This is a genomic window from Gammaproteobacteria bacterium, from assembly GCA_037388465.1.
Classification (GTDB): Bacteria; Pseudomonadota; Gammaproteobacteria; order SpSt-1174; family SpSt-1174; genus JARRKE01.
The window spans coordinates 24,063-49,903 of record JARRKE010000003.1 but is presented as its reverse complement, the minus strand read 5'-3'; the positions used below and the strand labels follow the sequence as shown (position 1 = coordinate 49,903).

Sequence of the window (25,841 nt, the reverse complement as noted above, 5' to 3'; positions counted from 1 at the left end):
TCGATGCCGGCTTATTTTTTGCCCACGCCCCGTCGCCACAAAAAAAGGCCTGATCCCGGGCGGGATCAGGCCCTCGAGCTTACAACCGTTTCAAGCCAAACGGCTTACATACCGTAACCGTCGTGGTCGCCGTACCACGACAGCCGCTGAGGCTGACCGGTGGTCGGATCCAGCAGCAGACGACGGTCATGGCCGTGACGATGTGCGAAGTCGAACATGCCCATCAGCGAGCCGGCCTTCTGGTCGAAGGACTGATCGATACGGCCCAGGCCCCAGTTGTCCTCGATGAAACGCAGAATGGACGACTGGTCGGTCACGCTGTGATCGACGTAGTTCTGCTTCGCCCAGGGCGAGATCACCAGCAGCGGCAGGCGCGGACCGTAACCGCAGCGATCCTGATGCGCACCGGCGGCAGCGGTACCGCAGCTGCTGTCAGTCAGGGCATCGTTGGCCGGATCACTGGACTGATTCACGATCGGACCCATCACGTGGTCGTACCAGCCGTCGGAGTCGTCATAGGCGATGATGACGGCGGTGCTCTTCCAGTCCTTGGACTTCTGCAGGCGGTTGATGGTCTGCACCAGGAAGGTCTGCTCGTCCAGCGGATCGGAATAACCCGCATGTCCGTCCTGATACCCGGAGGCCTTCAGGAAGCTGACCGCCGGCAGGTTGCCCGCGTCCACCGCGGCCCAGAAGTCCTTCAGGTCGTACTGATGGTTCGCCTGATCCTGACGCCCGATCATGGCCACCGAGCTCGGCGGCAGGTGATGGGGATTCGAGGTGGACTTGTAGTACTGGAAGGGCTCGTGGTGCGGGATGTAGTCGGTCACCGTGGCGCCGCCGATGTTGGTATGGGTCGCACCGCACACCGCCTTGCCGTTGGCGTCCCGGCTGGTGGGACGGAAACCGCCTTCGAACCAGCCCCAGGTGATGCCCTTGGCGTTGAGCAGATTGCCGACGTTCTTGTCGCTGTCGATCATGGACACGGTCGGGTACTTGCTGCTCGAGCAGTCGTCATAGGTGGGATTGGGATCGTTGATCACCGTGCCGACGCCGTTCGCGTCCGGGCTCACCACACCGTAGGTGTCGGTGGCCGGCTCGGTCGAGATCGCACCCCAGGTCTGGCCGGACACCAGGTTCAGCGCGCCGGGCGTGGAAGGACCGAAGGTGGTGTCGAACGAGTTGTCGCTCATGGCGAAGTGCTGGGCGTAGTTCCACAACGCCGTCACCGTATTGCCGTCGTAGTAGTCCATCACCAGGCCGGGCTTGCTGATCTCCGGTGAGCTGCAGGATTCACGATTGGTGTATTCCACGAACTTGTCCATCAGGCCGCCGTCGAACGCACGCTGCTCGTCGCCGTAGTGATGGTCCTGGTCGCAGGTCAGAGCCTCGTCACGTCCCAGACGCTCCGGATTGGCGCTGTTGGGGTTGTGATTCAGCAGGGTCGCGTTGAGGCCGTTGACCTCGGGCGTTCCCTTGCGGGCCACGAAACGCGGCGCGCCGGCCGGGTTTTTCGCGTGGGGATAGGTGGCGAAGTAATGATCGAAAGAAACGTTTTCCTGGAAAATGACAACCACATGCTTGATGGGCGTATTCGTTTGCATATCCGCGCTGCTGGCCCAGGCAGCAGGGGCCAGCACGGTGCCGCATACAGTGGCAATACACAGCGCGTTACGAACAGCACTCAGGGGTTTTTTCAACTCCATGTTGATCCTCCTCGAGGACGTGTAGATGGAGTCGAGAACCCTATTCCTGCCCCGTGACCTGCATATGAGGCTGGTTTGAATATTTGCTGAACTTTTGGTTAAAGCCCTAACCGCCGCACGGGTAATCCATCATTATTGTGCGCTTCGCAGCCGGAGCCGACGGTCTCGCTGCATCGTTGCGGCACCAGACTTTTCCCACCTGGACTGCCTAGAAGGCGCCCCTCACCCGCTCGTCCCGATGGAACTCAGCTCGAGTACAGTTCGTCGGGATCGATCAGGGGCTCGCTGATGATCTCAACCTGTCCGTCGCGGACCGCATGATAAAAACAGCTGCGCCGCCCCGTGTGACAGGCCGGTCCGGTCTGGTCGACCAGCAGCAGCAGCGTGTCGGCATCGCAATCCACACGCAGTTCCACCAGGCGCTGAACCTGGCCGGACGTTTCACCTTTGCGCCACAGCCGTCCGCGCGAACGCGACCAGTAACATACCCGGCCCGTGTCGAGCGTTTCGTCCAGCGACTCGCGATTCATCCAGGCCATCATGAGCACCTCGCCGGTATCGTGCTGCTGCGCGATGGCGGGAATCAGGCCCTGGTCATCGAACTTGATCCGCTCCCGGAATGCCTCCCAAGCGACCGTCCCGGCTTGATTTGATTGCTCGCTCATTTACCCTGGTCCTGCGCGGAAATGCCGCAATGCGATGTGTGTATAATTCCCGCATCCAATGCCCCGGTGGCACAGCTGGATAGCGCGTCCCCCTCCTAAGGGGAAGGTCACAGGTTCGAATCCTGTCCGGGGCACCATTTCCTTCCGGCGTATCGCAGCTGATGCAAACCGGTTCGGGAAGGGCATGCACCCTACCCGCCCGACAGTCTCAGTTCAACTGAACCACTGCTCGACCACCCGCCGATCCGGCACGCCGCCCGCATGCACCACCTTGTCGTCGATGACGACACCCGGCGTCGACATGACGCCGTAACGCATGATGTCCGCGACGTCCTCGACCTTTTCGACCTCGATCTCGGTCCCGGCGGCCCTGGCCACCTCCTCGATCAATTTGGCCGTGGCCTTGCAGTTCGCACAACCGCTGCCCAATACCTTAACGTGTTTCATCGTTCGTCCTCTTAACTCATTCAACCTGTCGCAAATTGGAGATTGCCGCCGGCTCAGGTCAGGGCGTTGAACCCCCAGCCAACGAACATGAACGAGACCGCCAGCACCGCCGCGTACAACGCCAGCGCGGGCCATCGGATCACCTTGCGCAGGATCAGCATTTCGGGCAGCGACAAGGCCGCCACGCTCATCATCAGCGCCAGCGTGGTGCCTACAGCAACCCCCTTGCCCAGTAATGCCTGGGCGACGGGAATCACGCCGGTCGCGTTGGAGTACAACGGCACCCCGACGAGCACCGCCATGGGGACCGCCAGCCAGTTGTGCCCGCCCAGATGACGGACCACCCATTCGGCCGGCACGTAACCGTGAAACAGGGCCCCCAGGGCAATCCCGGCCAGCACCCACTTCCAGATACGCCCGACGATCTCCCTGACTTCATGCCAGGCGTAGCGGTGGCGACCCAACAGGCTGGTGTCGGGCGCGGTACGCTCCACCTGCCCCATCTGGATGTTCCAGACATAGTCTTCGACCCAGCGCTCGGGCCTGAACCGCGCCATCAGGATGCCGCCGAACCAGGCCACCACCAGCCCCGCCAGAACATAAAGGGCGGCAAGCTTCCAACCCAGTATGCCGACCAGGAGCACCGCCGCCACTTCGTTGATCATCGGGCTGGCGATCAGAAACGAGAAGGTCACACCCAGCGGTATGCCGGCCTCCACGAATCCGATGAACAACGGCACCGACGAACACGAACAAAACGGCGTAAAGGCGCCCAGGCCGACGGCGAACGCCCGTGCCAGCCAGGTGGGCCGGCCGCGTACGTAATCCCTGACCCGTTCTGGAGACAGCATGGCGCGCAGCAGCCCCATCACGTAGATCACGGCGAACAGCAAAAAGAATATTTTCGCCGTGTCCTGGACGAAGAAATGCAGCGCCGCCCCCAGGTGGGTATCGGGATCCAGACCGGCCCAGCGGTAAATCAACAGGTTTGCCAGCGCCTCGAACATCGCGATCTTTTATCCCGCTGCGGAACTTAACCGCAGCAACCGCCAAGGTCAGGCGTGCAGCACGCGGAACCTTCCTCGGCATTACTGGGCTGTTCGCCGAATACCGGCGCCTCGCCCAGACTGTGGAACGACTCCCAGGCGATTCCCTGGGGATCGACCGTCCAGTACTTGTCCGATTGGGCGTAGCAGCAGGTCGTACCTTTCTGGGTCAGCCCCTTGATGCCGGCGGCCTCGAGGCGCGACTGCATCGCGCTCAGTTCGGCGTCGTTCTCTGCCTGCAAACCGACATGGTCCAGCCCCGGCTTGCTGCCGCGGGTGGAAATGGCGAAATTGAGCCGCGGGTCCTCCAGGGCCCATTTGGCGTAGTCATCCTTGAGCACGCTCGGCTCGCAACCGAAAACCGCCGAATAGAAGGTGACGTTCTGCTGCAGGTCTTCGACCGCAATGTGAATATGAAACTTGCTCATCGGGTTTCTCCTTTGGGGAATAGTTCTGAAAACACGTACTCAGGCACAGCAACTCGAGCGTGGCCGATCGACCATGGCATGAAGCGTGGTGCGATCCGACCGGTAGGGCTCCTGTTCCGCCAACCCCGCCCCGGTTTTTTGCAGGACCTCCGCTATCCAACCGGGCAGTTGCGGCGCGATGTGGTAGAACACCCACAGCCCCTCGCGCCTGACCTGAACCAGACCGGCCTCGCGCAACACGGCAAGATGCTTGGACAGCTTCGGCTGCGCGATTCCGCCCAATGCATAAATCAGCTCGCAAACGCACAGCTCCCCTTCCTGCTGCAGGAGCACCAGGGAACGCAGCCGCGTCATATCGGCAAGCGCCTTGAACAATACGGAGGGATCGACCATGCGCAGAATATACGCCTTCAGTTATATAACCGCAAGCGTATATTTCAGGATGAGAATATTAGAACTGTATAAACAAAGTCCACTTGCAGTTTGTGACTATTTGGATTTACATACCCGAAATCGCCACCGAGGAAGCAGTCCCTGTGAACCTGGATATTGTCGTCTTTGCCGCCGCCCTGGTCCTGAGCGCGCTGACCATCCTGATCATTTCCCGCGTCGACAACGGACGCGCGCCCTTCTATCACCGCATGCTGGGGCTGCTGGCCGGCCTCGGCATCGTGGTCGCCAGTAATCCGGCACTTCACATCGAAGCCCCCTGGCCTGCCTTCGTTCTGGGCTGGGTGGCCGGGTTCATGGCCTCCTTCGTGCTGATCAGGGCACCCAAGCCGGAGCGGCCGGCACCCGCCACGCTAAAACCCGTGCGCATCCGCTATCAGGATTTCGAGCAGGCGGCGAGAATCGCGACCATGATCCGGCAGATCACCGACAATCCTCATCATCCGATCGAGCCCGATCCGCAGGACCCCAAACACCTGCTCCTGACCTGGCTCACCCGCCGGCAAAAAGCGGCGCTGGCCGAGCGCCTGCGCGTCGAATGCATCCCCGTGGTTCACGAGGACGCCCTGTAACAAAGCCTGACCTGCCTCGCGTCCGCGAGACGACGGCCTAGTGACCACCCCGCCGGAAATCCCCCGGCGGGGTGATTTTTTTGCGCTCGGGCTTGGCGGTTAAATCGATGATCAGGGTTGCCAGTTTTTCGGCCTGGGAGGGCGACGCAAACCCGCCCGGCATGCGCCCGATGCCACGGACGATGCGCTCCTGGAGGATCTTCCCGGCCTCGGCGTTACCCTCGTAATTCGCCGCGATGCTCAGGAAATTGGGGCCGAAGCCGCCGTCGTCAACCGAATGGCATTGCATGCAGCGCAGTCCCTGGGCCTGGATATAGCCGGCCAGTTTTCGTGCATTGGCCTCGTTCAGCGTCGGCGGCTCGCTGTCCGACGAACCGGTCGTCCCTGCCGCCGGGTTTTGCCCCATCATGCCCGGACCCATGGCATACCCGCCGGTATCGGCATCGGCCTGGCTGAGCGCCGAACCCAGTAAAACCCCTCCCACCAGTACGGCATATAAGGATGATGTGATTTTCATGTACCCCCCTTGGAATAGTGAAATACGTGGACCGAAATCCTCCCTACGACGTCCATTTGACACTGCGGTGCTTCGGGACGTTCCGCTTCTGCATCGCCCCACCCGGGCGAGTAAACTCACCAGCGAAGACGCAAAACGCGTTGTACAACAGGTAAAGACACGGACATGAAACACCTCGCCCTGCTGCGCCATGCCAAATCGAGCTGGGACGATCCCGGGCAAAGCGATTTCGAACGCCCCCTGAACAAACGCGGTCGCCATGACGCCCCCGAAATGGGCCGGCGGCTGAAAAAACATGGATACAACTTCGACCTCGTCCTGGCCAGCCCTGCGCAACGCGTGCGCGAGACGCTCGCCCTGCTCGCCGAAACCTTCCCCTTCGACGGACAGGCGATTACCTGGGTGGACACCATTTACGAGGCCGATCCGGACACCCTGCTGCAGGTCGTTCGCGAATGCCCCGGTGAGGCGGAACGGGTGTTGATGGTGGGGCACAACCCCGGCTTTACCCTGCTCGGCAACCGGCTGTGCGGCATGGCCATCGACAATGTGCCGACCTGCGGGTTTCTGGACATGACGCTGGACATTGGCGCCTGGCCGGAGGCCTCACCGGGCTGTGCCCGACTGGTGCGATTCGACTATCCCAAACGCAAAGCCGACTGAACCGCACTCAGCCGGCAAGGTGCCGGCGCTGCGCGGTGAGGACATTGGGCAGCTGGGCGATGCGGGCAAGCACCCGCGACAACTGCACGCTGTCCTCGATCTCGACATTGAGATCCATCACCACCATCTGGTCGTCCGCGTTGGTGCGGGTATTGGCCGACATCACGTTGACCTTTTCGTTGGACAGCACGGCCGTGATGTCGCGCAGCAGTCCCTGACGGTCGAAGGCCTCGATATGCAGATCGGCAGTATAGGTCTGCGCCGCGCCGCCCCAGTCGACCTCGATCAGCCGGTTGCGCTTCTCCTCCGGCATCTTGAGGATGTTCGGGCAATCCTGGCGGTGGATGGTCACACCCTTGCCGCGCGTGATGAAGCCGACGATGGGATCGCCAGGCACCGGCTTGCAGCAGCGCGCAAACTGCACCAGCAGGTTGCCGACGCCGCGCACCTGAACGCCCTTGCCCTTGGGCTTTTTGCGTGACGGGCGCTTGGGGGCGGCCGGCACCAGACGCGGCGCCTCGACCGGCTGCAATGCCGTGGCCAGCTGGGCCTGGCTGATATCCCCGCGCCCCAGCGCCAGCAGCAATTCCTCTTCGCTTTGGGCGTGAAACCGGCGCTGCAATGCGGGCAGGTCGGGAGCCGTCACCCCGAAGCGGCTGCACTCCCGTTCCAGCAGGGCACGCCCGTCCGCCAGGTTGCGCTCGCGGTCCTGCTGGGAGAACCAGTGGCGCACCTTCTGCCGGGCCCGGGCCGTGTTCAGATAACCCGAGCCGGGGTTGTACCAGTCGCGGCTGGGTGAGGCCTGCTTGCCGGTAAGTACCTCCACCTGCTCGCCGTTGTGCAGTTGATAGGTCAGCGGCACGATGCGGCCGTTGACCTTGGCGCCCCGGCAGCGATTGCCCACGTCGGTGTGGATCGCGTAGGCGAAATCGAGTGGCGTGGAGCCCTGCGGCATATCGATCACGTCACCGCGCGGCGTGAGCACGAACACCCGGTCCGTGAACAGCTCGGTGTGGAAACTTTCCAGCAGCTCGGCGTCGTCGTCGCGGTGTTCGAGCAGATGGCGCAACGAGTTGATGGCGCGGTCCAGGGCCTGATCCTGCTTGCCCCCTTCCTTGTATCGCCAGTGCGCAGCCACACCGTGTTCGGCGAACTCGTGCATCTCGGGCGTGCGAATCTGCACCTCGACCACCTTGCCCTGGGGACCGACCACCGCGGTGTGCAGGGACTGATAGCCGTTCTCCTTGGGATGGGCGATGTAATCGTCGAATTCCTTGGGGATATGCGTCCACAGGCTGTGCACGACACCGAGTGCGGTATAACAGCCGGCGATCTTGTCGGTGATGACGCGCACCGCGCGAATGTCGTACAACTCCTCGAAGTTGAGGTGCTTGCGCTGCATCTTTTTCCAGATGCTGTAGATGTGCTTGGGCCGCCCCAGCACCTGCGCCTCGATGCCCTCCGTCGTGAGCGCAGCCTTCAGGCGTCCGATAAAGTCCTGGATGTAACGCTCGCGCCCGACCCGGTTCTCTTCCAGCGACTTGGCCAGCCGCTTGTAGACTTGGGGTTCGAGATAGCGGAAGGCGAGATCCTCCAGTTCCCATTTGAGCTGACCGAGACCGAGGCGGTTGGCCAGCGGCGCATAGATGTCCAGCGTTTCGCGGGCGATGCAGCGTCGGGTCTCATAGGACTGGCGCGGCAGGATGCGCAGCCGGATCACGCGGTAGCCGAGCTTGATCAGCACCGCGCGCACGTCGTCCACCATCGCCAGCAGCATGCGGCGCAGATGCTCGGCCTGCTCCGGCGCCTGGAAGCTGTCCTCGCGGCATTCGCGGAAGGTGTTCAGCCAATTGACGTTGCGCACCAGGCCGGCGATGGTATCGCCGAACTCCTGCTGGATGGCATCGTCCGGCAGCCGGTCGCGCAGGCGCGGATCACTGAGCAGGGCGGTGAGCAGCGTCGTCTGGTCTGCACCCAGGTCGATCAGCAGGTCAGCCACCTGAATGCTGCGCGGACGGGTTTCGTCCTGGTCCGCGTATTCCTGCAACAGCGCCAGGGCGCGTTCGACCAGCGGCCTCGCCTCGGGATCGGCGAGGTAACGGTCCGGCGCGATGACGGTGGCCGCGTCACCGGGACTGGTCGTGTGATGACGGCTGTGTCGCATAACGCGATTATACGTGGTCGCCGCTCAGGAGCCCGAGCGGAGCACGCTCAACGGCGTCAGGCGCAGCACCCGCTGCGTACCCCAATAGCCCACGGCAAGGGCGCCAACCACCCCGCCGGTCAAACCAACGAGCCATAAACGGGGGTCAGCAACGTAATCGAATTCGAACACCTGTCGCGCCAGCACGTAGCCGAGCACCGTCGCGGCAGCGGAGGCCATCACACCGGCCAGCACGCCCAGGGTCCCGAACTCCAGCAGGGCACCCAGCAACACCACGCGGCGGCGCGCCCCGAGCGCGCGCTGCAGGGCGATCTCCTGGCGGCGTTCACTGCGCGTGGCGTTCAGCGCCGCGATCAGCACCAGCAGCCCCGCGAGCAGGGTGAACAAAAACACGAACTGCACAGCCCGGCTCGCCTGGTCCATGATGCTGCGTACCTGGCTGATGAGCGCGCGCACGTCGAGCACCGTTACGCTCGGGAAACGGCTGACCAGCTTGTTGAGCAGTTCGTCGTGTTGCGGCGGCAGATAGAAACTGGTGATCCAGGTGGCCGGATAGTCCTGCAGCAAACCGGGCGGCGCCACCACGAAGAAATTCACCCGGAAGGAATCCCATTGCACCTGGCGCAGACTCGTGACCCGCCCGCTGACCGGAACGCCCGCCACCTCGAAGGTAAGCGTGTCGCCCAGCTTGATACCGAGCGTCTTGGCCAGACCCTCCTCGACCGAAAACTGCCGCGGGTCGGATTGCGTGTCCGACCACCATTGACCGGCGATGACGTGATTGTCCGGCGCGGGCTCCGCCGTCCAGGACAGATTGAACTCTCGCTCCGCCAGACGCCGGGCGCGCGCATCCCCGAAGGCGTCGGGATGCACCGGTCTGCCGTTGTGCGAAATATAGCGCCCGCGGATCATGGGATAGATCTTGGGCGCCGTCAGGCTCTGCGACTTGAAAAAGGCCTTGAGGGCGTCGACGTCCCGCGGCTGAATGTTGATCAAAAACTGATTCGGCGCCTTGGCTGGCAGGCTGTGCTGCCAGCCCGCCAGCAGGTCGTTGCGCACCAGGGTCAGGAGCAGCAGCGCGGCAAGCCCCACTCCCAGGGCGGTCAGCTGCACGCCGCCCAGGCCGCGCGCACGGGCCAGACGCGAGACGGCGAACCGCCAGCGCAGGCCCAGCCCGCGCAGCCCCCATTCGACGCCGCGCAACAGGACCTGGGCCGCCAGCCACAGCACGGCCAGGGCCGCGAGCATGCCCAGTATGGCCCACTTCACCAGCGCGGCATCCGCCACCTGCCAGGCGAGCAGTGCACTCATGGTGCCGAGCGCGGCGAGCAGCACCGCCCAACTGGAAGCCGAGATGCCGCCGAGTTCGTTACGCAGTACCCGCAGCGGCGACACCCGGCCCAGACGCAGCACGCTGGGCAGCGCGAAGCCGAGCAGCATGAGCAAGCCGGTGGCCAGCGCCGTCAGCCACGGCCAGGCGCCGGGCGCCGGCAGGCTGTCGGTGAACCAGCGGGAAAGCGTATCCGCCAGCACAAGTTGCGCGACATAGCCCAGCACCGCGCCTGCGGCGCTGGCCAGCACCCCCAGGCCCGTGAGCCTTAACGTCATCAGCGCCAGCACGGTCCGCCGCGTGGCACCCAAAGTGCGCAAAATGGCCGTGGCGTCGGCCTCGCGTTCGGCGAACTGGCGCGCCGTCACCGCCACCGCCGCACCGCCGAGCAGCACCGCCAGCAAGGCGGCCAGATTGAGAAACCGCCCCGCCCGCTCCAGGGCCTGACGCATCTCCGGACGTGCGTCCTTGAGTCCGAGCAGCCGCTCGCCCGGTTGCAGACGGGGTTTGACCCAGGCGCGAAAATCCCGCACCGCGGCGGGTTTGCCCGCGACCAGCAGACGGAAGTGCGCGCGGCTTGCCGGGGTGAGCAGACCGGTGGCCTGCAGATCGGCGGCATTGAGCAACACCTGCGGCGCCAGTGCGAACAGGTTACCGCTGCGGTCGGGTTCGTAGCGCAGGGCGCGGGTGATTCGAAAATGTGTGCGTCCCAGGCTCAGGGTATCCCCCACCTTGAGGCCCAGGGTGGTGAGCAAACGGGGCTCCACCCAGACGCTGCCCGGTGCCGGGATGGCCTGCACCGCCGTCTCGGGGCCGTAAGCGGTTTCACTGATGCGCAGCTTGCCCCGCAGCGGATAAGCATCACTGGCCGACTTCACCTCCACCAGCACGGGGCGTTGGGGACCCAGCACCACGCTGGGGAAGGTGATCAGGTGTGCGACCCGCAATCCCAGCTCACGGGCCTGATCGGCGAATGCGGGAGCCGCCGCAGCCGGGCCGCTCACCACGAGATCGGCGGCCAGCAATTCGGCGCCCTGCAGGCGCATGGCCTGGTTGACCCGGTCGCTGAAAAAACCGACCGCACTCACCGCCCCCACGGCGATCACCACCGCCAGCACCATCAACCGCAGGTCGGGCGTGGCGAGATCGCGGCGCAGATCGCGCAGCACGAGACGCAGCAACCGTCTCACGGCACCTCCTTCAGTACGCCTTCCTCGAGGCGCAGGCGCCGTTCGCAACGTCCGGCCAGGGATGGATCATGCGTCACCAGCACCAGGCTGGCGTCGTGCGCCTCGCGCATGCGGAACATGAGGTCGATGACCTGGGCGCCCGTGCGCTCGTCCAGATTGCCGGTGGGTTCGTCCGCAAACAAGATGCGGGGCTGAACGGCGAAGGCCCGCGCCAGGGCGACCCGCTGCTGCTCGCCACCGGACAGCTGACGCGGATAATGGCCCAGGCGTTCCCCCAGCCCCACCTCGGACAGGGTCTGCTCGGCCCGCGCGCGCGCGTCGCCAATCTGCCCGGCCAGTTCCATCGCCAGCATCACGTTCTCCAGCGCGGTGAGGCGGGGCAGCAACTGAAAGGACTGGAAAACGAATCCGACCTGACCGGCCCGCAAGGTGGCGCGGGCGTCTTCGTCCAGCGAGGAAAACGTGCGCCCGAACAAACAGACCTCGCCGTCGGTCGGCTCATCCAGTCCGGCGAGCAGACCGAGCAAGGTCGACTTGCCCGAGCCTGAAGCGCCGAGAATGGCCACCGCCTCACCGGCGCACACCGTCAGGTCAACCTGCTTGAGAATCGTCAGGCTTCCCGCAGGTCCCACCACGGACTTGGCCAGCCCCTTGACCTCGAGTACGGATTCCATGGAGTCTTTGTTCATGAAACGCGTCCTGTTGCTCCTGTTTTGCCTGCTGCCCGTTGTCGCCTTCGGCACCGCCCAGGCTGCGCCGACCCGCACCCTGCTGGTGGTGGGCGACAGTCTCAGTGCCGCCTACGGTATCCCACGCGAGGACGGTTGGGTACACCTGCTCGCGCAGCGGATCAAACGCGACGGCCTGCCGTGGCGGGTCGTCAACGCCAGCATCAGCGGCGACACCACGGCGGGCGCCCTGAGCCGGTTGCCCGCCGAGCTGGCACGCAGCCGGCCTTCGATCGTGATCATTGAACTGGGCGGCAACGACGGCCTGCGGGCGTTGCCGCTGAGCGACATGCGGGACAACCTGGAGCGCCTGATCCGCCTGGCCCAGAAACAAGGCGCCCGGGTACTGCTGATCGGCGTGCGGCTGCCGCCCAATTACGGCGAGACCTACACCCGGCAATTCGAACGCATTTATCCGCAGGTGGCCAAGGCTACCGGCGCGAAACTCGTCCCGCACCTGCTGGCCGGCGTGGCCAAGGATCGCAGCCTGATGCAGGAGGACGGCATTCATCCGCTGCCCAAGGCCCAACCCAGACTGCTGGACAACGTCTGGCGGCAGCTGGCACCCTGGCTGAAACCCTGACAGGTCGTTATTGTCTACTCACACGGCCCGATAGGGCGTCAAAATCAGGCTCAGCGCCGGCGGCGCCGGCGCGCGCTCCGCTTGGGCCCACCGCTGCGTTTGGCGGTTTCCTGCTCGGCCGGGACGAAATCGATCTTGCGTTCGTCGAGATTCACCCGCGCCACCGTCACCCGGATGCTGTCGCCAACCCGATAGGTACGGCCGCTGCGCTCACCGCGCATGCGATGGTGCGTGGGGTCGAACTGGTAGTAGTCGTGCGGCAGCGACGTGACGTGCACCAGCCCCTCGACGTAAATGTCCTTCAGCTCGACGAACAGGCCGAACGAGGTCACGGTATTGATAATGCCGTCGAAGGTCTCGCCCAGCTTGTCCTGCATGTACTCGGTCTTGAGCCAGTCGGCGACGTCCCGCGTCGCTTCGTCGGCGCGCCGCTCCGTCATCGAACAATGTTCGCCCAGCCCTTCCAGGTCGGCCTCACTGTAGACGAACTGTTCGGGCCGGCGTCCCTTGAGCGCATGCTTGATGGCACGATGCACGATCAGATCCGGATAGCGGCGGATCGGCGAGGTGAAGTGCACGTAATCCTCGTGCGCCAGACCGAAGTGCCCTACCTGCTTGGGGCTGTACACCGCCTGGGACAGCGAACGCAACAAGACCTGTTGAATAAGCTGGAAGTCGGCACGTCCCTGGATGCGCTTGATCAGGCGCGCATAATCCAGCGGCTCCGGCTCGTCGCCACCGCCCAGCGACAGCCCCACTTCGCCCAGGAAGCTGCGCAGGTCCTCGATCTTGTCGGCCGGCGGACCTTCGTGCACCCGGTAAAGCGTCGGCATGCGATGCTGTTTGAGGAAACGCGCGGCCGCCACGTTGGCGGCGATCATGCACTCCTCGATCAGCATGTGGGCCTGATTGCGCACGGTGGGCACGATACGCTCGATCTTACGCTCGGGCCCGAAGACGATGCGCGTTTCCTGGGTATCGAAATCGATGGCGCCGCGCTGCTCGCGGGAAGCGCGCAGCACCTTGTAGACGTGATACAGGTCGTCGAGGTGGCGGACGATCCCGGCGCGCCGGTTGCGCGCCTCCGGATCGCGGTGCTCGACGATCTGGGACACCTCGTTATAGGTCAGTCGCGCCACGGAACGCATCACGCCCTCGTGGAAGGCATAGCGGGCGATATTCCCGTCCGGGTCGATGACCATGTCGGCGATCATGCACAGTCGCTCGACCTCGGGATTCAGCGAACACAGGCCGTTGGAGAGCACCTCCGGCAGCATCGGGATCACCCGCTCGGGGAAATACACCGAGTTGCCGCGCTGACGCGCCTCCACATCCAGTGCCGAGTCGGGCTTCACATAGGTAGCCACGTCGGCGATGGCGACGATCAACCGATTGAAGCCGGATTCCAGCGGCTCGCAGTACACCGCGTCATCGAAATCGCGGGCATCCTCACCGTCGATGGTCACCAGCGGGAAACCGCGCAGGTCAACGCGGCCGGGCAGGTCACTCTGCCGGATCTGCGCACCGAACCGGTCGGCCTCCTCGGTCACACCGTCGGGCCATTTCACCGGCAGGCCGTAGGAATGGATGGCCACCTCGGTTTCCATACCCGGCGCCATGTGCTCGCCGAGGATCTGCACGATGCGCCCGATGGGACGGCTGTGCTTGGTGGGCTGCTCGGTGATGTCGGCGATGACGATCTGTCCCGGCTGGGCGGCCTGGCGCTGCTCGGGCGGGATGACGATGTCCTGCGCCAGACGGCGGTTATCCGGCGTCACGAACCCGATGCCGCGTTCCTCGAAATAGCGCCCGACGACCTGTTCGGTATTGCGCTCCAGCACCTCGACGACGGCGCCCTCGCGGCGTCCGCGCCGGTCCACGCCGACCACGCGCGCCACGGCGCGATCGCCGTGAAACAGCGAGCGCATCTGGCGCGGTGAGAGAAACAGGTCGTCGCCGCCGCTGTCCGGCACCAGGAAGCCGAAGCCGTCCGGATGCCCGATCACCCGGCCGCGGACCAGCGCCGCCTGCGTCACGGGGACATAACCGCCGCGACGGTTTTCCAGGATCTGCCCATCGCGCACCATGGCCCGCACGCGCTTGCCGAGCGCCTCGCGGTCCACGTCTTCGGCGAGTCCCAGGCGCTCGGCCAACAGGTCGAAGCGCAGGGGGCCTTCGCTGTCGCCCAGCACCTCGAGGATCATTTCCCGGCTCGGTATGGGACGGTCGTATTTTGCGGCCTCGCGCTCGAAGTGCGGGTCCTTTAACTGGGGTGTTCTTTTTTTGCGGCTCATAAAATTCTGTTCTGCGGCGCGGTCTGGAAGCGATTGACTTTGCCGCGCTGAGTGGGTAAATTGCGCGCTCCCTGAAGCCGGGCCTTTCGGCCCGATCTCCTGCCGAGGTGGCGGAATTGGTAGACGCGCTAGCTTCAGGTGCTAGTGGGGGTAACCCCGTGGAGGTTCAAGTCCTCTCCTCGGCACCATTTCCTGTTTTGTTCCCGTCCCTGGATACTGGTTCTTGCCCAAGCCGTTAACCGGCTTGGCTGGTTGCGCCGTCCCTGGCGCGACCCGACATTAGGATTCAGCCGAAAGGCCTGCGCAGCACCACGTTCTGATCGCGCACCGGTCCGGTGGAAATCAGATCGACCGGCGCCCCGGTCACCTCTTCGATCCGTTTCAGGTAAGTCCGGGCATTGGCGGGCAGCGCCTCGTACTCCGTAACACCGACGGTGGATTCCTTCCAGCCCGGCAGTTCCTCGTAGACCGGCTCGATGCGCTCGTAGGACTCCGCGCCCATCGGCGCGCTCTTGAGCACCTCGCCGTCACCGCGGTAGCCGACGCACAAACGCAGTGTATCCAGGCCGTCCAGCACGTCCAGTTTGGTCACGCACAGGCTGGTGATGCTGTTGATCTGGATGGCACGCCGCAGCGCGACGGCATCGAACCAGCCGCAGCGCCGCGCCCTGCCGGTGGTGGCACCGAATTCGTGGCCGCGCTTGGCCAGGTGTTCGCCCATTTCGTCGAACAGCTCGGTCGGGAACGGTCCCGCACCCACCCGGGTGGTATAGGCCTTGGTGACGCCGACGACGCCGTCCAGATGCAGCGGCCCCACACCGGAGCCGGTGCAGGCACCACCCGCGGTGGTGTTGGACGAGGTCACGAAGGGATAGGTGCCGTGGTCGATGTCGAGCAGGGTGCCCTGTGCGCCTTCGAAAAGTACGTTAGCGTCGGCGGCCCGCAGCTCGGCGAGGCGCTGGGGCACGTCCTCGATCATCGGCTCGATGATCTCCGCCACGGCCATCGCATCATCCAGCGTTTTCTGGAACGGGATGGTGTCGGCCTTGAAATAGTTCTTGAGCACGAAGTTGTGGTAGTCGAGCACCTCGCCAAGCTTGGCGGCGAAGCGTTCGCGATGGAACAGGTCGGACAGGCGCAGGCCGCGACGCGAAACCTTGTCTTCGTAGGCGGGTCCGATGCCGCGTCCCGTGGTGCCGATGGCCGAAGCGCCGCGGGCCGCTTCACGCGCATGGTCCAGGGCGATGTGGTGCGGCAGGATCAGCTGACATGCCTCGGAGATGCGCAGACGCTCCTTCACGGGTACGCCGCGCGTCTCGAGCTGCCGCATCTCGGTGAGCAGCGCATCGGGGGACAACACCACCCCGTTGCCGATGAAGCATTCCACGCCTTCGTGCAGGATGCCGGAGGGAATCAGGTGCAGGACCGTCTTTTCCTCGCCGATCACCAGCGTATGGCCGGCGTTGTGGCCGCCCTGGAAACGGACCACGGCGGCACAGTCCTGAGTGAACAGGTCGACGATCTTGCCCTTGCCTTCATCGCCCCATTGGGAACCGAGAATAACGAGAAATTTACCCATGTCGTTTGCTTTGAAAACTATCCAGATCAGTCGAGTGGGACCACCACCCAATCCCCATCGCGCTGCCGCAACTCCTGTCGGCAACCCATGGCACGTGCATCACCCTGCTGTCCACTCAAGGCACGAATTACCGGCGTCCCGGCCTGGCGCAATTCCGCGATGGCTCGCTCCAGCACGGCATCGTCATCGGCCGGCGCAAACACAGCCGGAGGCGGCGCGATGGTCTCGTCCACCACCAGGTCGACCAGCGTGCGCAAGTCGGTGCTGAATCCGGTCGCCGGCCGTGCACGGCCGAACACACGCCCAATGTGGTCGTACCGACCGCCGCGGGCGATCTCCTGCCCCCGGCCCTGCACATAAGCGGCGAACACCATTCCGGTCTGATAGTGGTAACCGCGCAGTTCGGCGAGATCGAAATGCATTTTCAAATCCGGATGACGCTGGCGGACCGCGCCGGTCACCCGCTCCAGATAATCGAAGGCCTCGAGCACGGAGGCCTCGGACCCGGCCAGCACCTGACGTGCCTCATCCAATACCTCTTGCCCGCCGTGCAGTTCGACCAGCGCACGCAAACGGCCGGCCGGTCCGGACGCCAACTGCCAGGTATCCAGATAATGCTCGATATCGGGAATCGATTTGCGTTGCAGGCAATCGAAGAAAATGGCCTCGCGCTCGGCGTCGAGCCCCGCCTCTTTCGCCAGCCCGCGATAAATGCCGACGTGGCCGAAGTCGAGATACAGGTCGCGCACGCCGGCCACCGCGAAGGTTTCCAGCGCCAGATTGACGATCTCGATATCGGAATCCGGACCACTGTGGCCGAACAGCTCCGCACCGACCTGCAACGGACTGCGGGTGCCGGCGAAATCGTCGGAACGGGTATGCAGGACGGTGCCCAGATAGCACAGCCGCGTGGGCACCTCGCGCTTCAGGGAATGGGCATCGATGCGCGCCACCTGCGGCGTCATATCGGCACGCACGCCCATCATGCGCCCGTTGAGCTGATCGGTCAGCTTGAAGGTTTGCAGACCGAGATCGTGTCCGGTGCCCGTCAGCAGGGATTCCAGGTATTCGATGAAGGGCGGCATCACCAGCTCGTATCCCCACCGATGGAACAGGTCGAGGATGCGGCGCCGGTAATACTCGAGCCGTTCGGCAAGTTCGGGCAGTGCCTCCTCGATCCCCTCGGGAAGCAACCAGCGATCTTCTTCGCTCATCTTGTACTCGGTGACGGGTTACGGAAGGTGATAAAACGCAGAATAACCGGCTGCGGCGTCAGGCATGGTCAATGCCGCACCAGGTACAGCAACAGGGCGCCGGCGGCCATGCTGACCAGCCCAATGGCGCGCAACGCGTTGTCCGACAGTTGCATGACCATCTGCAGGCTCCTGCGCAGCGAGGCCGGGCTCAGAAAGAACGGAATCCCCTCCAAGACCATCATGAGGGCCAGCGCTGCGAGGAAGTCCTGCCACATTCACGGTTATTTCTTGTTGAAGTACTTGAAGAAATCCGAGTCCGGCTCGAGCAGCAGAATGTCCTTCTTGTTGTTGAAGACGTCCTTGTAGGCGTTCAGGCTGCGGTAAAAGGCATAGAAATCCGGATTCTTTTCATAGGCGCGCGCATAGATCTCGGCCGCCTTGGCGTCTCCCTGGCCGCGGATACGCTGCGACTCGCGATAGGCGTCCGCCAGCAGCACGGTGCGCTCACGGTCGGCCTTGGCACGGATCCCTTCCGCCGCCTCCTTGCCGCGCGCCCGGAAGTCGGCGGCCACCCGCGCACGTTCCGCCTCCATGCGCTGATACACGGAGCTGCTTACCTGGTTGGGCAGATCGATCTGACTGAGACGCACGTCGACGATCTCGATGCCCAGTTCGTTGGCCGACTTGTTGGCGTTCACGCGCAGGGCGTCCATGATCTCGTTGCGTTCGCCGGAAACCGCCTCCTGAATCGTGCGCTTGCCGAACTCGCTGCGCAGGCCGTCCTTGACGATCTGAGACAGCGTGGACTGCGCCTTGATCTCGTCACCCAGCGTTCTGCGGTAGTAACGATTGACATTGGCGATGCGCCACTTCACGTAGTAGTCGACGATGACGTTCTTTTTCTCGCTGGTCAGGAACCGCTCGGGCTGCGCATCCATGGTCAGGATGCGATGATCGAAAATCTTGACCTGCTCGATCAGCGGCCACTTCCAGTGCAGGCCCGGCTTGATATCGGCCTTCTTGATCTGGCCCAGCTTGACCAGAATCGCGGTCTGGGACTGCTTGACCGTATAGGCCGACATGCTGAGCACCAGCAGGCCAAGCACGACGACGACGGCAAGAATCTTCAACTTCATATCAGTGCATCCCCCTTATCGTGAACGGTCCGAGCGGCTGCGCGTCGTCAGCGGCGTGGGCTGACTCTGGGAACCGCCATTGGAGGAAGACTGCGATGCCGAACTGCCGGCTCCGGAATCTGACGTTTTACCTGTTTCGGAAAGGCTCTGCCCGCTCAGCAGCTTGTCGAGCGGGAGATACATCAGGTTGTTGCCCCCCTTGAGGTCGACCATCACCTTGGTGCTGTTGCTCAGCACGGACTGGATGGCATCCAGATACAGGCGTTCGCGGGTCACCCGCGGCGCCTTCTGGTATTCCTTGAGCAGATCGGTGAAACGGGAGGCATCGCCCTCGGCGCGCGCGATCACCTGATCCTTATAGGCCTCCGCCTCCTGCTTCACGCGGGTGGCCTGGCCACGCGCCTGGGGAATGACGGTATTGGCGTACGCGTCCGCCTCGTTGCGGAAGCGCACTTCGTCCTCACGCGCCTTGATGGCGTCGGCAAACGCGCCCTGCACCTGCTCCGGCGGCTGTGCATCCTGCAGGTTGACCTTGACGACGTCGAGGCCCGTCTTGTAGCTGTCCAGTATCTGCTGCATCAGCTTCTCGACATCGACCGCGATCTGCGCACGGCCCGGCCCGATGATGAAGTCCATCTTATTGCGTCCCACGACCTCGCGCATGGCGCTTTCCATCACCTGGTTCAGGGTGAGATCAGGGCCACGCACGTCGAACAGGTACTCTTCCGGATTCTTCACCCGGTACTGGGCCGACATGTCGACATCGACGATGTTCTCGTCCTGGGTCAGCATCAGCGCCTTGTGCTGTGCACTGCGGATCTGATCGACGTCCACCACGCTGGCGGATTCGATCGGGTACGGCAGATGCCAGTGCGGTCCCGGCCCGGTGGTGTCGCCGGCGTAGGCGCCGAAGCGCGTCACCACGCCGCGTTCGCCGGCCCCGACGATATAGAAACCGGAAGCGATCCAGACCACCACCAGCACACCCACCACCAGCAGCGGACCGCTGCCGCCCAGCAGACTGCCGGAACGCCCGCCACCGCCATCATCGCCGCCGCCTTGGCGGCTGCCGCGAAGCAGGCTCGATATCCAGTTGTTCAGCTTGCGCAGCCACTCGTCGAGATTGGGTGGTTTACCACCACCACCGCCGCCACCGCGGCTGCCGCCGCTCCAGGGGTCTCGGTTGTCGCCGCCCGGCTCATTCCAGGGCATGTGGTCACTCCTGCTGGTTCAAAAATTGCTCGCTGCGCGCACGAGCGGACATTCTAGGGGTCCGATGTATACCCCGCAAGGCGCGCCCATCCCTAGGACGTTCAATGTCTGAGCGCACCCTCGGACAGGCCCGTGCGCTTGGAAAGCCGCTCGAAATCGCGCCTTGGTAGGCGAATCTCGATATGGCTGATCCCCTCGTCGTCGACCTGCTCGGCAAGCACGGCGCCGCGCTCGAACAGGCTGGCACGTAACCGCCCCTGCTCGGGGCGCAGATCCACCCAGCCGTGCACGACCTCGCGCCGGAAATGGGCGGCGATCTGCTTGCGCAGCAGTTCGATGCCTGCGCCGGTCTGCGCGGAAACCCATACCCGTGCCGGCTCTCCGTCCCGGCCCGACTCGGCCCGGGGCATCATGTCGAGCAGGTCGATCTTGTTGTACACCAGGATCTGCGGCACCTCGTCGGCGCCGATTTCCCCGAGTACCGCGTTCACCTGGTCGATGTAGTGATCGCGCGCCTCGTCGTGGGCGTCGATCACGTGCAGCAACAGGTCCGCCTCGGTCGTCTCCTGCAGGGTGGCTCGAAACGCCGCCACCAGATCGTGCGGCAGGTGCCGGATGAATCCGACGGTATCGGCGAGAATGGCCATTTGCCCGTCGCCCAGCTCCACCCGCCGCAGCGTGGGGTCCAGAGTCGCGAACAGCTGGTCGGCCGCATAAACGCCGGCGCCGGTGAGGCGGTTGAACAGCGTGGATTTGCCGGCATTGGTGTAACCCACCAGCGACACCGTGGGCAGCTCGGCCTTTTTGCGCGACTGTCTCCCCTGCTCTCGCTGGCGTTGCACTTTTTCCAGCCGCAGATTGATCTGCTTGATGCGCTGCCCGAGCAGCCGGCGGTCGGTTTCGAGCTGGGTTTCACCGGGACCACGCAGGCCGATACCGCCCTTTTGACGCTCAAGGTGCGTCCACCCGCGCACCAGCCGCGTCGCCAGATGACGTAACTGGGCCAGCTCCACCTGCAGCTTGCCTTCGTGGGAATGAGCGCGCTGTGCAAAGATGTCGAGGATCAGACCGGTGCGGTCCAATACCCGGCACTGCAGGGCCTTTTCCAGATTTCGTTCCTGGGCGGGGCTCAGAGGATGATCGAAAATCACCACCTCGGCGCCGCCCGCCGACACCGCGGCACGGATCTCGTCGACCTTGCCGCTGCCGACGAAGTACTTGGGCTCCGGCGCATGACGCGAGCCGTCGACCAGGGTCAACGGCTCGACCCCCGCGGACCGCACGAGCTCGACGAACTCCCTGCGGTCTTCCTCCAGCAGGGCGCCGTTGATGTCGAGCTGAACCAGGACGGCGCGCTCGCCGCTATCGGGACGTTCGAACAAGCTTCAGACGCTACCCGGCCGGCGGGCGAAAACGCAAGGAATCATTCCTCGGCAGCGCCCTCGGAGGCCTGAATTTTGACGGGACGTGCAGGCACGATCGTCGAGATCGCATGCTTGTATACCATCTGGCTAACACTGTTGCGCAGCAGCACCACGAACTGATCAAAGGAGTCGATCTGTCCCTGCAGCTTGATACCGTTCACCAGGTAGATCGACACCGGTACTCGCTCCTTGCGCAGGGCATTCAGGAAGGGTTCTTGCAGGGTCTGCCCTTTTGACATCTTCTTCTTCTCCAGAACTTGTGTACATCTATTTATATATATAGTCGCATCCGAGCATTGCCAGGGACCTGCCGCCCGAAATTAGACCGATTCTAGCATAAGCTATTCAATAAGTTGCTTAATCCTGGCTTAATCCAGGCCGCAACGATCCGCAATTCGCCTCACCATGGCTTCGCTGTCCAGGGTCTCGGCATACACCGTTTCCACGTTCTGCATCCCGCGCAGCCAGGTCAGCTGACGCTTGGCGAGCTGCCGGGTGGCGGCAATCCCCCTTGTGACCATGGTTTGGCGGTCGGAATTCCCTTCCAGATACTCCCATACTTGGCGATACCCCACCGCCCGCATGCTCGGCAGGCCGAGGTGCAGGTCGGGGCGGTGCCACAGGCAGGCGACTTCGTCGATGAATCCCGCCTCTACCATGGCGATAAACCGATCCGCGATCCGCGTGTGCAGCACCTCCCGCGAACGCGGATACAAAGCGAGCTTGTATACGCTGTAAGGCAGGGTGTGACGGCTGCGCGACTCGGCCAGCCAGGCGGACAAGGGCTGGCCGGTAAGCTCGTACACCTCCAGCGCCCGCTGCAGGCGCTGGGGATCGTTGGGATGGATGCGGCGCGCGGCGATGGGGTCGACCTTTGCCAGATATTCGTGCAAATGCCCCCACCCCTTCTTCTCGGCCAGGGCATCGAGGCGCGCCCGGACCTCCGGGTCGGCCGAGGGCAGTTCCGCCAGTCCCTCCTCCAGCGCCTTGAAATAGAGCATGGTGCCGCCGACCAGCAGCGGGATGCGCCCCTTCGCCAGGATATCCCCCATCTCGCGCATGGCGTCCTCGCGAAACTGGGCCGCGGAGTAGGACTCGGCGGGATCGAGGATATCGATCAACCGGTGCGGTGCTCGGTCCAGGGTCTCGGCATCCGGCTTGGCGGTGCCGATGTCCATGCCGCGATAAATCATGGCCGAATCGACGCTCACGATCTCGAACGGCAACCGGCTCACCAGCTCGACCGCCAACGCGGTCTTGCCGCTGGCGGTCGGCCCCATCAGGAACACACAGGGGGGACGCTCGTCGACGCGCGTCTGCGAAGCAGACTGACTGGATGACATTTGCAGATCCTACTGTCCTCGCAGGAACAACTTGTCGAGCTGGGCGATGGAAAGCTGCACCCAGGTCGGTCGTCCGTGATTGCACTGGCCGCTGCGTTCGGTACGTTCCATGTCACGCAGCAGCGCATCCATTTCAGCTTGCGTCAGCCGGCGGTTGGCGCGAACGGATCCGTGGCAGGCCATGGTGGAAAGAATTTCGTTGCGATGTTCGGCCAGCCGGGAACTCTCGCCATGGACGCGCAGGTCCGCCAGCACGTCCCGCACCAGCTGCGCCACATCGGAGCGGGCCAGCAAGGCGGGGACCGCGCGCACCATCAGCGCCTCCGGTCCGATACGATCCAGCTCCAGACCGAGCTCACGGAACACCGTATCGTGGGTCTCCGCCAGTTCCGCCTCGGCCTGGCTGACATGCAGCTTGAGGGGCACCAGCAGCGGCTGCGCCCTGATTCCTTCGCCCGCCCAGGCCGTCTTGAGCTGTTCATAGGTAATGCGTTCATGGGCCGCGTGCATGTCCACCAGCACCAGTCCCTGCGCGTTCTCGGCCAGGATATAGATGCCGGCCAGCTGGGCCAGAGCATACCCCAGCGGGGGGATATCCGCCCCGGGTTGCATCTCGGCCTCGGCCGCAACCGCCTGCGCCACTGCCGGCTCGTGCAGGGCGGCGTACACGGCCGTCTGCTCGGCGGCGGCCAGGCCCAGACCGCTCTGGCGTGGCGGGGACTGCCAGACCCGGCCGGCGGTGTCCGGATGCGGCGCGGAACCGGTTCTCTCCGCATCGGCTGTCAACACAGGCTGCGGGGCATTCGCGCCCGGCCGCAGACCGGCGATCGCCTCGGACAGGGTGCGATAGAGAAAATCGTGCACCAGGCGCTGTTCCCGGAACCGCACCTCGTGCTTGGTGGGATGAGCGTTGACGTCCACCAAGGCAGGGTCGAGTTCCAGATACAGGACGAAGGCCGGATGACGGCCGTGGTACAGCACGTCCTGATAGGCCTGCCGGACCGCATGGGCGATGACCTTGTCGCGCACCATGCGGCCGTTGACGTAGAAGTACTGCAGGTCGGCCTGGGCGCGGGAAAAGGTCGGGCGTGCGATCCAGCCCCACAGCCGCAGCCCTGCCGCCGCGTGCTCGATGAACACCGCCTCCTCGACGAAGGGTTCGCCGCAGACCTCGGCGACGCGTCGGCCCATGCCGGCCTGATCCTGCGCCACCGGCCAGCGGTTGACGGTGCGTCCGTTGTGGCGCAGTTCGAAGGCGATCTCGTAGCGGCTCAGCGCGATGCGCCGCAGCAGCTGTTCGATATGCTGGTGTTCGGTGCGCTCCGTGCGCAAAAACTTGCGCCGTGCCGGCACGTTGAAGAACAGATCGCGCACGTCGACCGAGGTCCCCGTATCGTGCGCGGCCGGCTGCGGCTCGCCGACCCGGTCGCTGCCGTCGCTGCTCACCTGCCAGGCGTGTTCCGCATCCCGTGCCCGCGAGGTCAGCGTCAGGCGGGAGACGGATGCGATGCTGGGCAGCGCCTCGCCCCGGAAGCCGAGACTGTTGACCCGTTCCAGGTCGTCGAGGGAAGTGATCTTGCTGGTGGCGTGGCGGCTCAGGGCGAGGGCCAGCTCGTCGGCGGGGATGCCGATACCGTCGTCGCGCACCCGAATGCGTCGGGTACCCCCCTGCTCGGTTTCGACATGGATCGCGCGCGCGCCGGCGTCGAGGCTGTTTTCGAGCAGCTCCTTGACGACGGAGGCCGGGCGCTCGACCACTTCACCCGCGGCAATCTGGTTGATCAGTTGTGGCGGCAGCTGCCGGATGTGGCTCATCCGGACAGCTTACTGCGCCTGCGCGAACGGATAAAGCGGGTTGGGCTCAGCCCACGTTCTGCTTGCGGTTGAGCGCGGCCAGCAAGGTGCCGGGCGGCGCGTTTTCCTTGAAGTAATTGTGGATACCGTTGTGCAGCGCATGGACGATCTTGTCCTGGAAGCCCCGGGTTCGCAGCAGGCGCTCCTCCCGCGGATTGGAGATGAACGCCGTCTCCACCAGCACCGAGGGGATATCCGGCGACTTGAGCACTACGAAGCCGGCCCGCTCCACGCGGTTGCTGAATATGCGCCCGACGCGATCGAGATGATCCAGCACGTCGTCGGCGAGATCGGTGCTCGCCTCGATGGTGGCCGTCTGGGACAGGTCGAGCAGCACGGAAGCCAGCATCTGGTCCTTGTCGCTGAGATTCACGCCGCCCACCAGGTCGGCGTTGTTCTCCCGGTCCGCCAGGCGGCGCGCCATCTCACTGGAGGCGCCGTGCTCGGACAGGATATACACCGACGAACCCCTGACCCGGCGGTCCGTGGAGGCATCCGCATGGATGGAAATGAACATGTCCGCCTTCTGCTGACGGGCGATGCGCACCCGTTCACGCAGCGGCAGGAAAACGTCCCGGTCGCGGGTCATGAAGGTACGAATGCCCTTTTCGCGGTTCAGGCGATGATGCAGGCGCCTGCCCATGTCGAGCACCACGCTTTTCTCATAAGTGCCGTGTTTGCCGACGGCCCCCGGATCCTTGCCGCCATGGCCGGGATCGATCGCCACGACGACGTCGCGCAATTCGCGATCGATATGATCCATGGTCATGACCGGCTCGGGATGGCTGGCATCCGTTTGCTTGAGGTCCACGACCAATCGGTAATCCGGATTGCCGGCAGTCGGCTTGATCAGAAAGCTGCTGGGTTGGGCCGCCTGCCGCAGGTCCAGCACTACACGCAGATCGTTCACGTTGCGCGGCGCATAGCGGATTCCCTTGACCATGGAATTCGGCAGCGCGAACAGATCCAGCGAATCCTTGACCGCGGAGCGACTGAAGTCGATGACCACGCGGTTGGGATTGTGCAGCACAAAAAGATGATGATCGGGATCGCCGGTCAGGTCGAATACGACACGGGTCGCGTCTTTGTCCTTGGACATGCGCACCCCTTTCACTACGGCCGCGGCCTCGGCAGCGAACACGGTCCCCGGAAACAGGCTGGCAGCAGTCACCGCGCCCGATGCCTCGAGCAAGCGAATGAGGAACTTTCTGCGCAGCTCATCGTGCCCAAAACGGTCCATCACAGCTCTCCTGCTATGGGTTACCTCGCTTCATGCTATATGAGTAACCCATTCCGAGCTAAAGTTCAAGGTCA

24 protein-coding genes and 2 tRNA genes are annotated in these 25,841 nt (G+C 64.1%); 5 read left to right on the top strand and 21 right to left on the bottom strand.

Translation table 11 applies throughout. From position 1 onward, the window contains the following. Positions 1-104: 104 nt before the first annotated feature. A complete protein-coding gene (locus tag P8Y64_01155; GenBank protein MEJ2059083.1) occupies positions 105-1,604 on the bottom strand; it encodes an alkaline phosphatase family protein in 1,500 nt (499 codons plus the stop codon). Positions 1,605-1,951: 347 nt separating this feature from the next. Next, on the bottom strand, positions 1,952-2,371 hold the full coding sequence (gene hisI / locus P8Y64_01150) for a phosphoribosyl-AMP cyclohydrolase (protein MEJ2059082.1): 420 nt from the start codon (positions 2,369-2,371) through the stop codon (positions 1,952-1,954). Between the two features lie 60 nt (positions 2,372-2,431). Here hisI and P8Y64_01145 point away from each other — a divergent pair. Then, positions 2,432-2,508 (top strand) — tRNA-Arg (locus tag P8Y64_01145). A gap of 76 nt (positions 2,509-2,584) precedes the next feature. Here the strand turns inward: P8Y64_01145 and P8Y64_01140 are convergent. Genes P8Y64_01140 through P8Y64_01125 form a run of 4 tightly spaced genes read right to left on the bottom strand, consistent with a single transcriptional unit; the run spans position 2,585 to position 4,685 of the window. Beyond that, on the bottom strand, positions 2,585-2,818 hold the full coding sequence (locus tag P8Y64_01140) for a thioredoxin family protein (GenBank protein MEJ2059081.1): 234 nt from the start codon (positions 2,816-2,818) through the stop codon (positions 2,585-2,587). Positions 2,819-2,871: 53 nt separating this feature from the next. Further along, positions 2,872-3,825 (bottom strand): permease, encoded by a 954-nt coding sequence (locus P8Y64_01135; GenBank protein MEJ2059080.1) that lies wholly within the window; start codon positions 3,823-3,825, stop codon positions 2,872-2,874. Positions 3,826-3,851: 26 nt separating this feature from the next. Then, complete coding sequence (locus tag P8Y64_01130) at positions 3,852-4,292, bottom strand: ArsI/CadI family heavy metal resistance metalloenzyme (protein ID MEJ2059079.1); 441 nt, start codon at positions 4,290-4,292, stop codon at positions 3,852-3,854. Positions 4,293-4,331: 39 nt separating this feature from the next. Continuing rightward, positions 4,332-4,685 carry a metalloregulator ArsR/SmtB family transcription factor gene (locus tag P8Y64_01125; GenBank protein MEJ2059078.1) on the bottom strand — a complete coding sequence of 118 codons (354 nt, stop codon included), beginning with the start codon at positions 4,683-4,685 and terminating at the stop codon, positions 4,332-4,334. Between the two features lie 143 nt (positions 4,686-4,828). Between P8Y64_01125 and P8Y64_01120 the strand changes: the two genes are divergently transcribed. Then, complete coding sequence (locus tag P8Y64_01120; protein ID MEJ2059077.1) at positions 4,829-5,314, top strand: hypothetical protein; 486 nt, start codon at positions 4,829-4,831, stop codon at positions 5,312-5,314. Positions 5,315-5,351: 37 nt separating this feature from the next. On the opposite strand, the gene P8Y64_01115 is transcribed toward P8Y64_01120, so the two are convergent. Beyond that, the gene (locus P8Y64_01115) at positions 5,352-5,831 is read right to left on the bottom strand and encodes a hypothetical protein (protein ID MEJ2059076.1); all 480 of its coding nucleotides are present in this window, start codon (positions 5,829-5,831) and stop codon (positions 5,352-5,354) included. A gap of 165 nt (positions 5,832-5,996) precedes the next feature. On the opposite strand from P8Y64_01115, the gene P8Y64_01110 reads away from it, so the two are divergent. Further along, positions 5,997-6,494 carry a histidine phosphatase family protein gene (locus tag P8Y64_01110; protein MEJ2059075.1) on the top strand — a complete coding sequence of 166 codons (498 nt, stop codon included), beginning with the start codon at positions 5,997-5,999 and terminating at the stop codon, positions 6,492-6,494. Positions 6,495-6,501: 7 nt separating this feature from the next. Here P8Y64_01110 and relA read toward each other — a convergent pair whose 3' ends face one another. Genes relA through P8Y64_01095 form a run of 3 tightly spaced genes read right to left on the bottom strand, consistent with a single transcriptional unit; the run spans position 6,502 to position 11,867 of the window. Further along, positions 6,502-8,658, bottom strand: a complete 2,157-nt coding sequence (gene relA, locus P8Y64_01105; GenBank protein ID MEJ2059074.1) for a GTP diphosphokinase — start codon at positions 8,656-8,658, stop codon at positions 6,502-6,504. A 24-nt stretch (positions 8,659-8,682) separates the two neighbouring features. After that, positions 8,683-11,178 (bottom strand): FtsX-like permease family protein, encoded by a 2,496-nt coding sequence (locus tag P8Y64_01100; GenBank protein ID MEJ2059073.1) that lies wholly within the window; start codon positions 11,176-11,178, stop codon positions 8,683-8,685. Then, entirely contained in the window at positions 11,175-11,867 is a 693-nt protein-coding gene (locus tag P8Y64_01095; protein ID MEJ2059072.1) for an ABC transporter ATP-binding protein, read from the bottom strand. The genes P8Y64_01100 and P8Y64_01095 overlap by 4 nt, the downstream gene beginning before the upstream one ends. Here P8Y64_01095 and P8Y64_01090 point away from each other — a divergent pair. Beyond that, the gene (locus tag P8Y64_01090; GenBank protein MEJ2059071.1) at positions 11,866-12,489 is read left to right on the top strand and encodes an arylesterase; all 624 of its coding nucleotides are present in this window, start codon (positions 11,866-11,868) and stop codon (positions 12,487-12,489) included. The genes P8Y64_01095 and P8Y64_01090 overlap by 2 nt on opposite strands. Positions 12,490-12,539: 50 nt before the next feature. On the opposite strand, the gene rnr is transcribed toward P8Y64_01090, so the two are convergent. Further along, the gene (gene rnr / locus P8Y64_01085) at positions 12,540-14,783 is read right to left on the bottom strand and encodes a ribonuclease R (GenBank protein MEJ2059070.1); all 2,244 of its coding nucleotides are present in this window, start codon (positions 14,781-14,783) and stop codon (positions 12,540-12,542) included. 101 nt (positions 14,784-14,884) lie between these two features. Between rnr and P8Y64_01080 the strand changes: the two genes are divergently transcribed. Then, positions 14,885-14,971: transfer RNA gene (locus P8Y64_01080), tRNA-Leu, on the top strand. Positions 14,972-15,069: 98 nt separating this feature from the next. Here P8Y64_01080 and P8Y64_01075 read toward each other — a convergent pair. The 10 genes from P8Y64_01075 to P8Y64_01030 form a co-directional block, all read right to left on the bottom strand. Continuing rightward, a complete protein-coding gene (locus tag P8Y64_01075) occupies positions 15,070-16,362 on the bottom strand; it encodes an adenylosuccinate synthase (protein ID MEJ2059069.1) in 1,293 nt (430 codons plus the stop codon). 26 nt (positions 16,363-16,388) lie between these two features. Further along, complete coding sequence (locus P8Y64_01070) at positions 16,389-17,576, bottom strand: ATP phosphoribosyltransferase regulatory subunit (GenBank protein ID MEJ2059068.1); 1,188 nt, start codon at positions 17,574-17,576, stop codon at positions 16,389-16,391. A 68-nt stretch (positions 17,577-17,644) separates the two neighbouring features. After that, positions 17,645-17,833: a DUF2065 domain-containing protein gene (locus P8Y64_01065; GenBank protein MEJ2059067.1), complete on the bottom strand. Its 189-nt coding sequence runs from the start codon at positions 17,831-17,833 to the stop codon at positions 17,645-17,647. Positions 17,834-17,839: 6 nt separating this feature from the next. Beyond that, a complete protein-coding gene (hflC, locus tag P8Y64_01060) occupies positions 17,840-18,694 on the bottom strand; it encodes a protease modulator HflC (GenBank protein ID MEJ2059066.1) in 855 nt (284 codons plus the stop codon). Positions 18,695-18,709: 15 nt separating this feature from the next. After that, a complete protein-coding gene (gene hflK, locus P8Y64_01055; protein MEJ2059065.1) occupies positions 18,710-19,906 on the bottom strand; it encodes an FtsH protease activity modulator HflK in 1,197 nt (398 codons plus the stop codon). 101 nt (positions 19,907-20,007) lie between these two features. Then, positions 20,008-21,288, bottom strand: a complete 1,281-nt coding sequence (hflX, locus tag P8Y64_01050) for a GTPase HflX (GenBank protein MEJ2059064.1) — start codon at positions 21,286-21,288, stop codon at positions 20,008-20,010. Between the two features lie 41 nt (positions 21,289-21,329). Beyond that, positions 21,330-21,569 (bottom strand): RNA chaperone Hfq, encoded by a 240-nt coding sequence (hfq, locus tag P8Y64_01045; protein MEJ2059063.1) that lies wholly within the window; start codon positions 21,567-21,569, stop codon positions 21,330-21,332. Positions 21,570-21,698: 129 nt separating this feature from the next. Further along, complete coding sequence (gene miaA, locus P8Y64_01040; protein MEJ2059062.1) at positions 21,699-22,673, bottom strand: tRNA (adenosine(37)-N6)-dimethylallyltransferase MiaA; 975 nt, start codon at positions 22,671-22,673, stop codon at positions 21,699-21,701. Positions 22,674-22,682: 9 nt separating this feature from the next. Then, on the bottom strand, positions 22,683-24,488 hold the full coding sequence (gene mutL / locus P8Y64_01035) for a DNA mismatch repair endonuclease MutL (GenBank protein MEJ2059061.1): 1,806 nt from the start codon (positions 24,486-24,488) through the stop codon (positions 22,683-22,685). Between the two features lie 46 nt (positions 24,489-24,534). Then, positions 24,535-25,767 carry an N-acetylmuramoyl-L-alanine amidase gene (locus P8Y64_01030; protein MEJ2059060.1) on the bottom strand — a complete coding sequence of 411 codons (1,233 nt, stop codon included), beginning with the start codon at positions 25,765-25,767 and terminating at the stop codon, positions 24,535-24,537. Positions 25,768-25,841 lie beyond the last annotated feature (74 nt).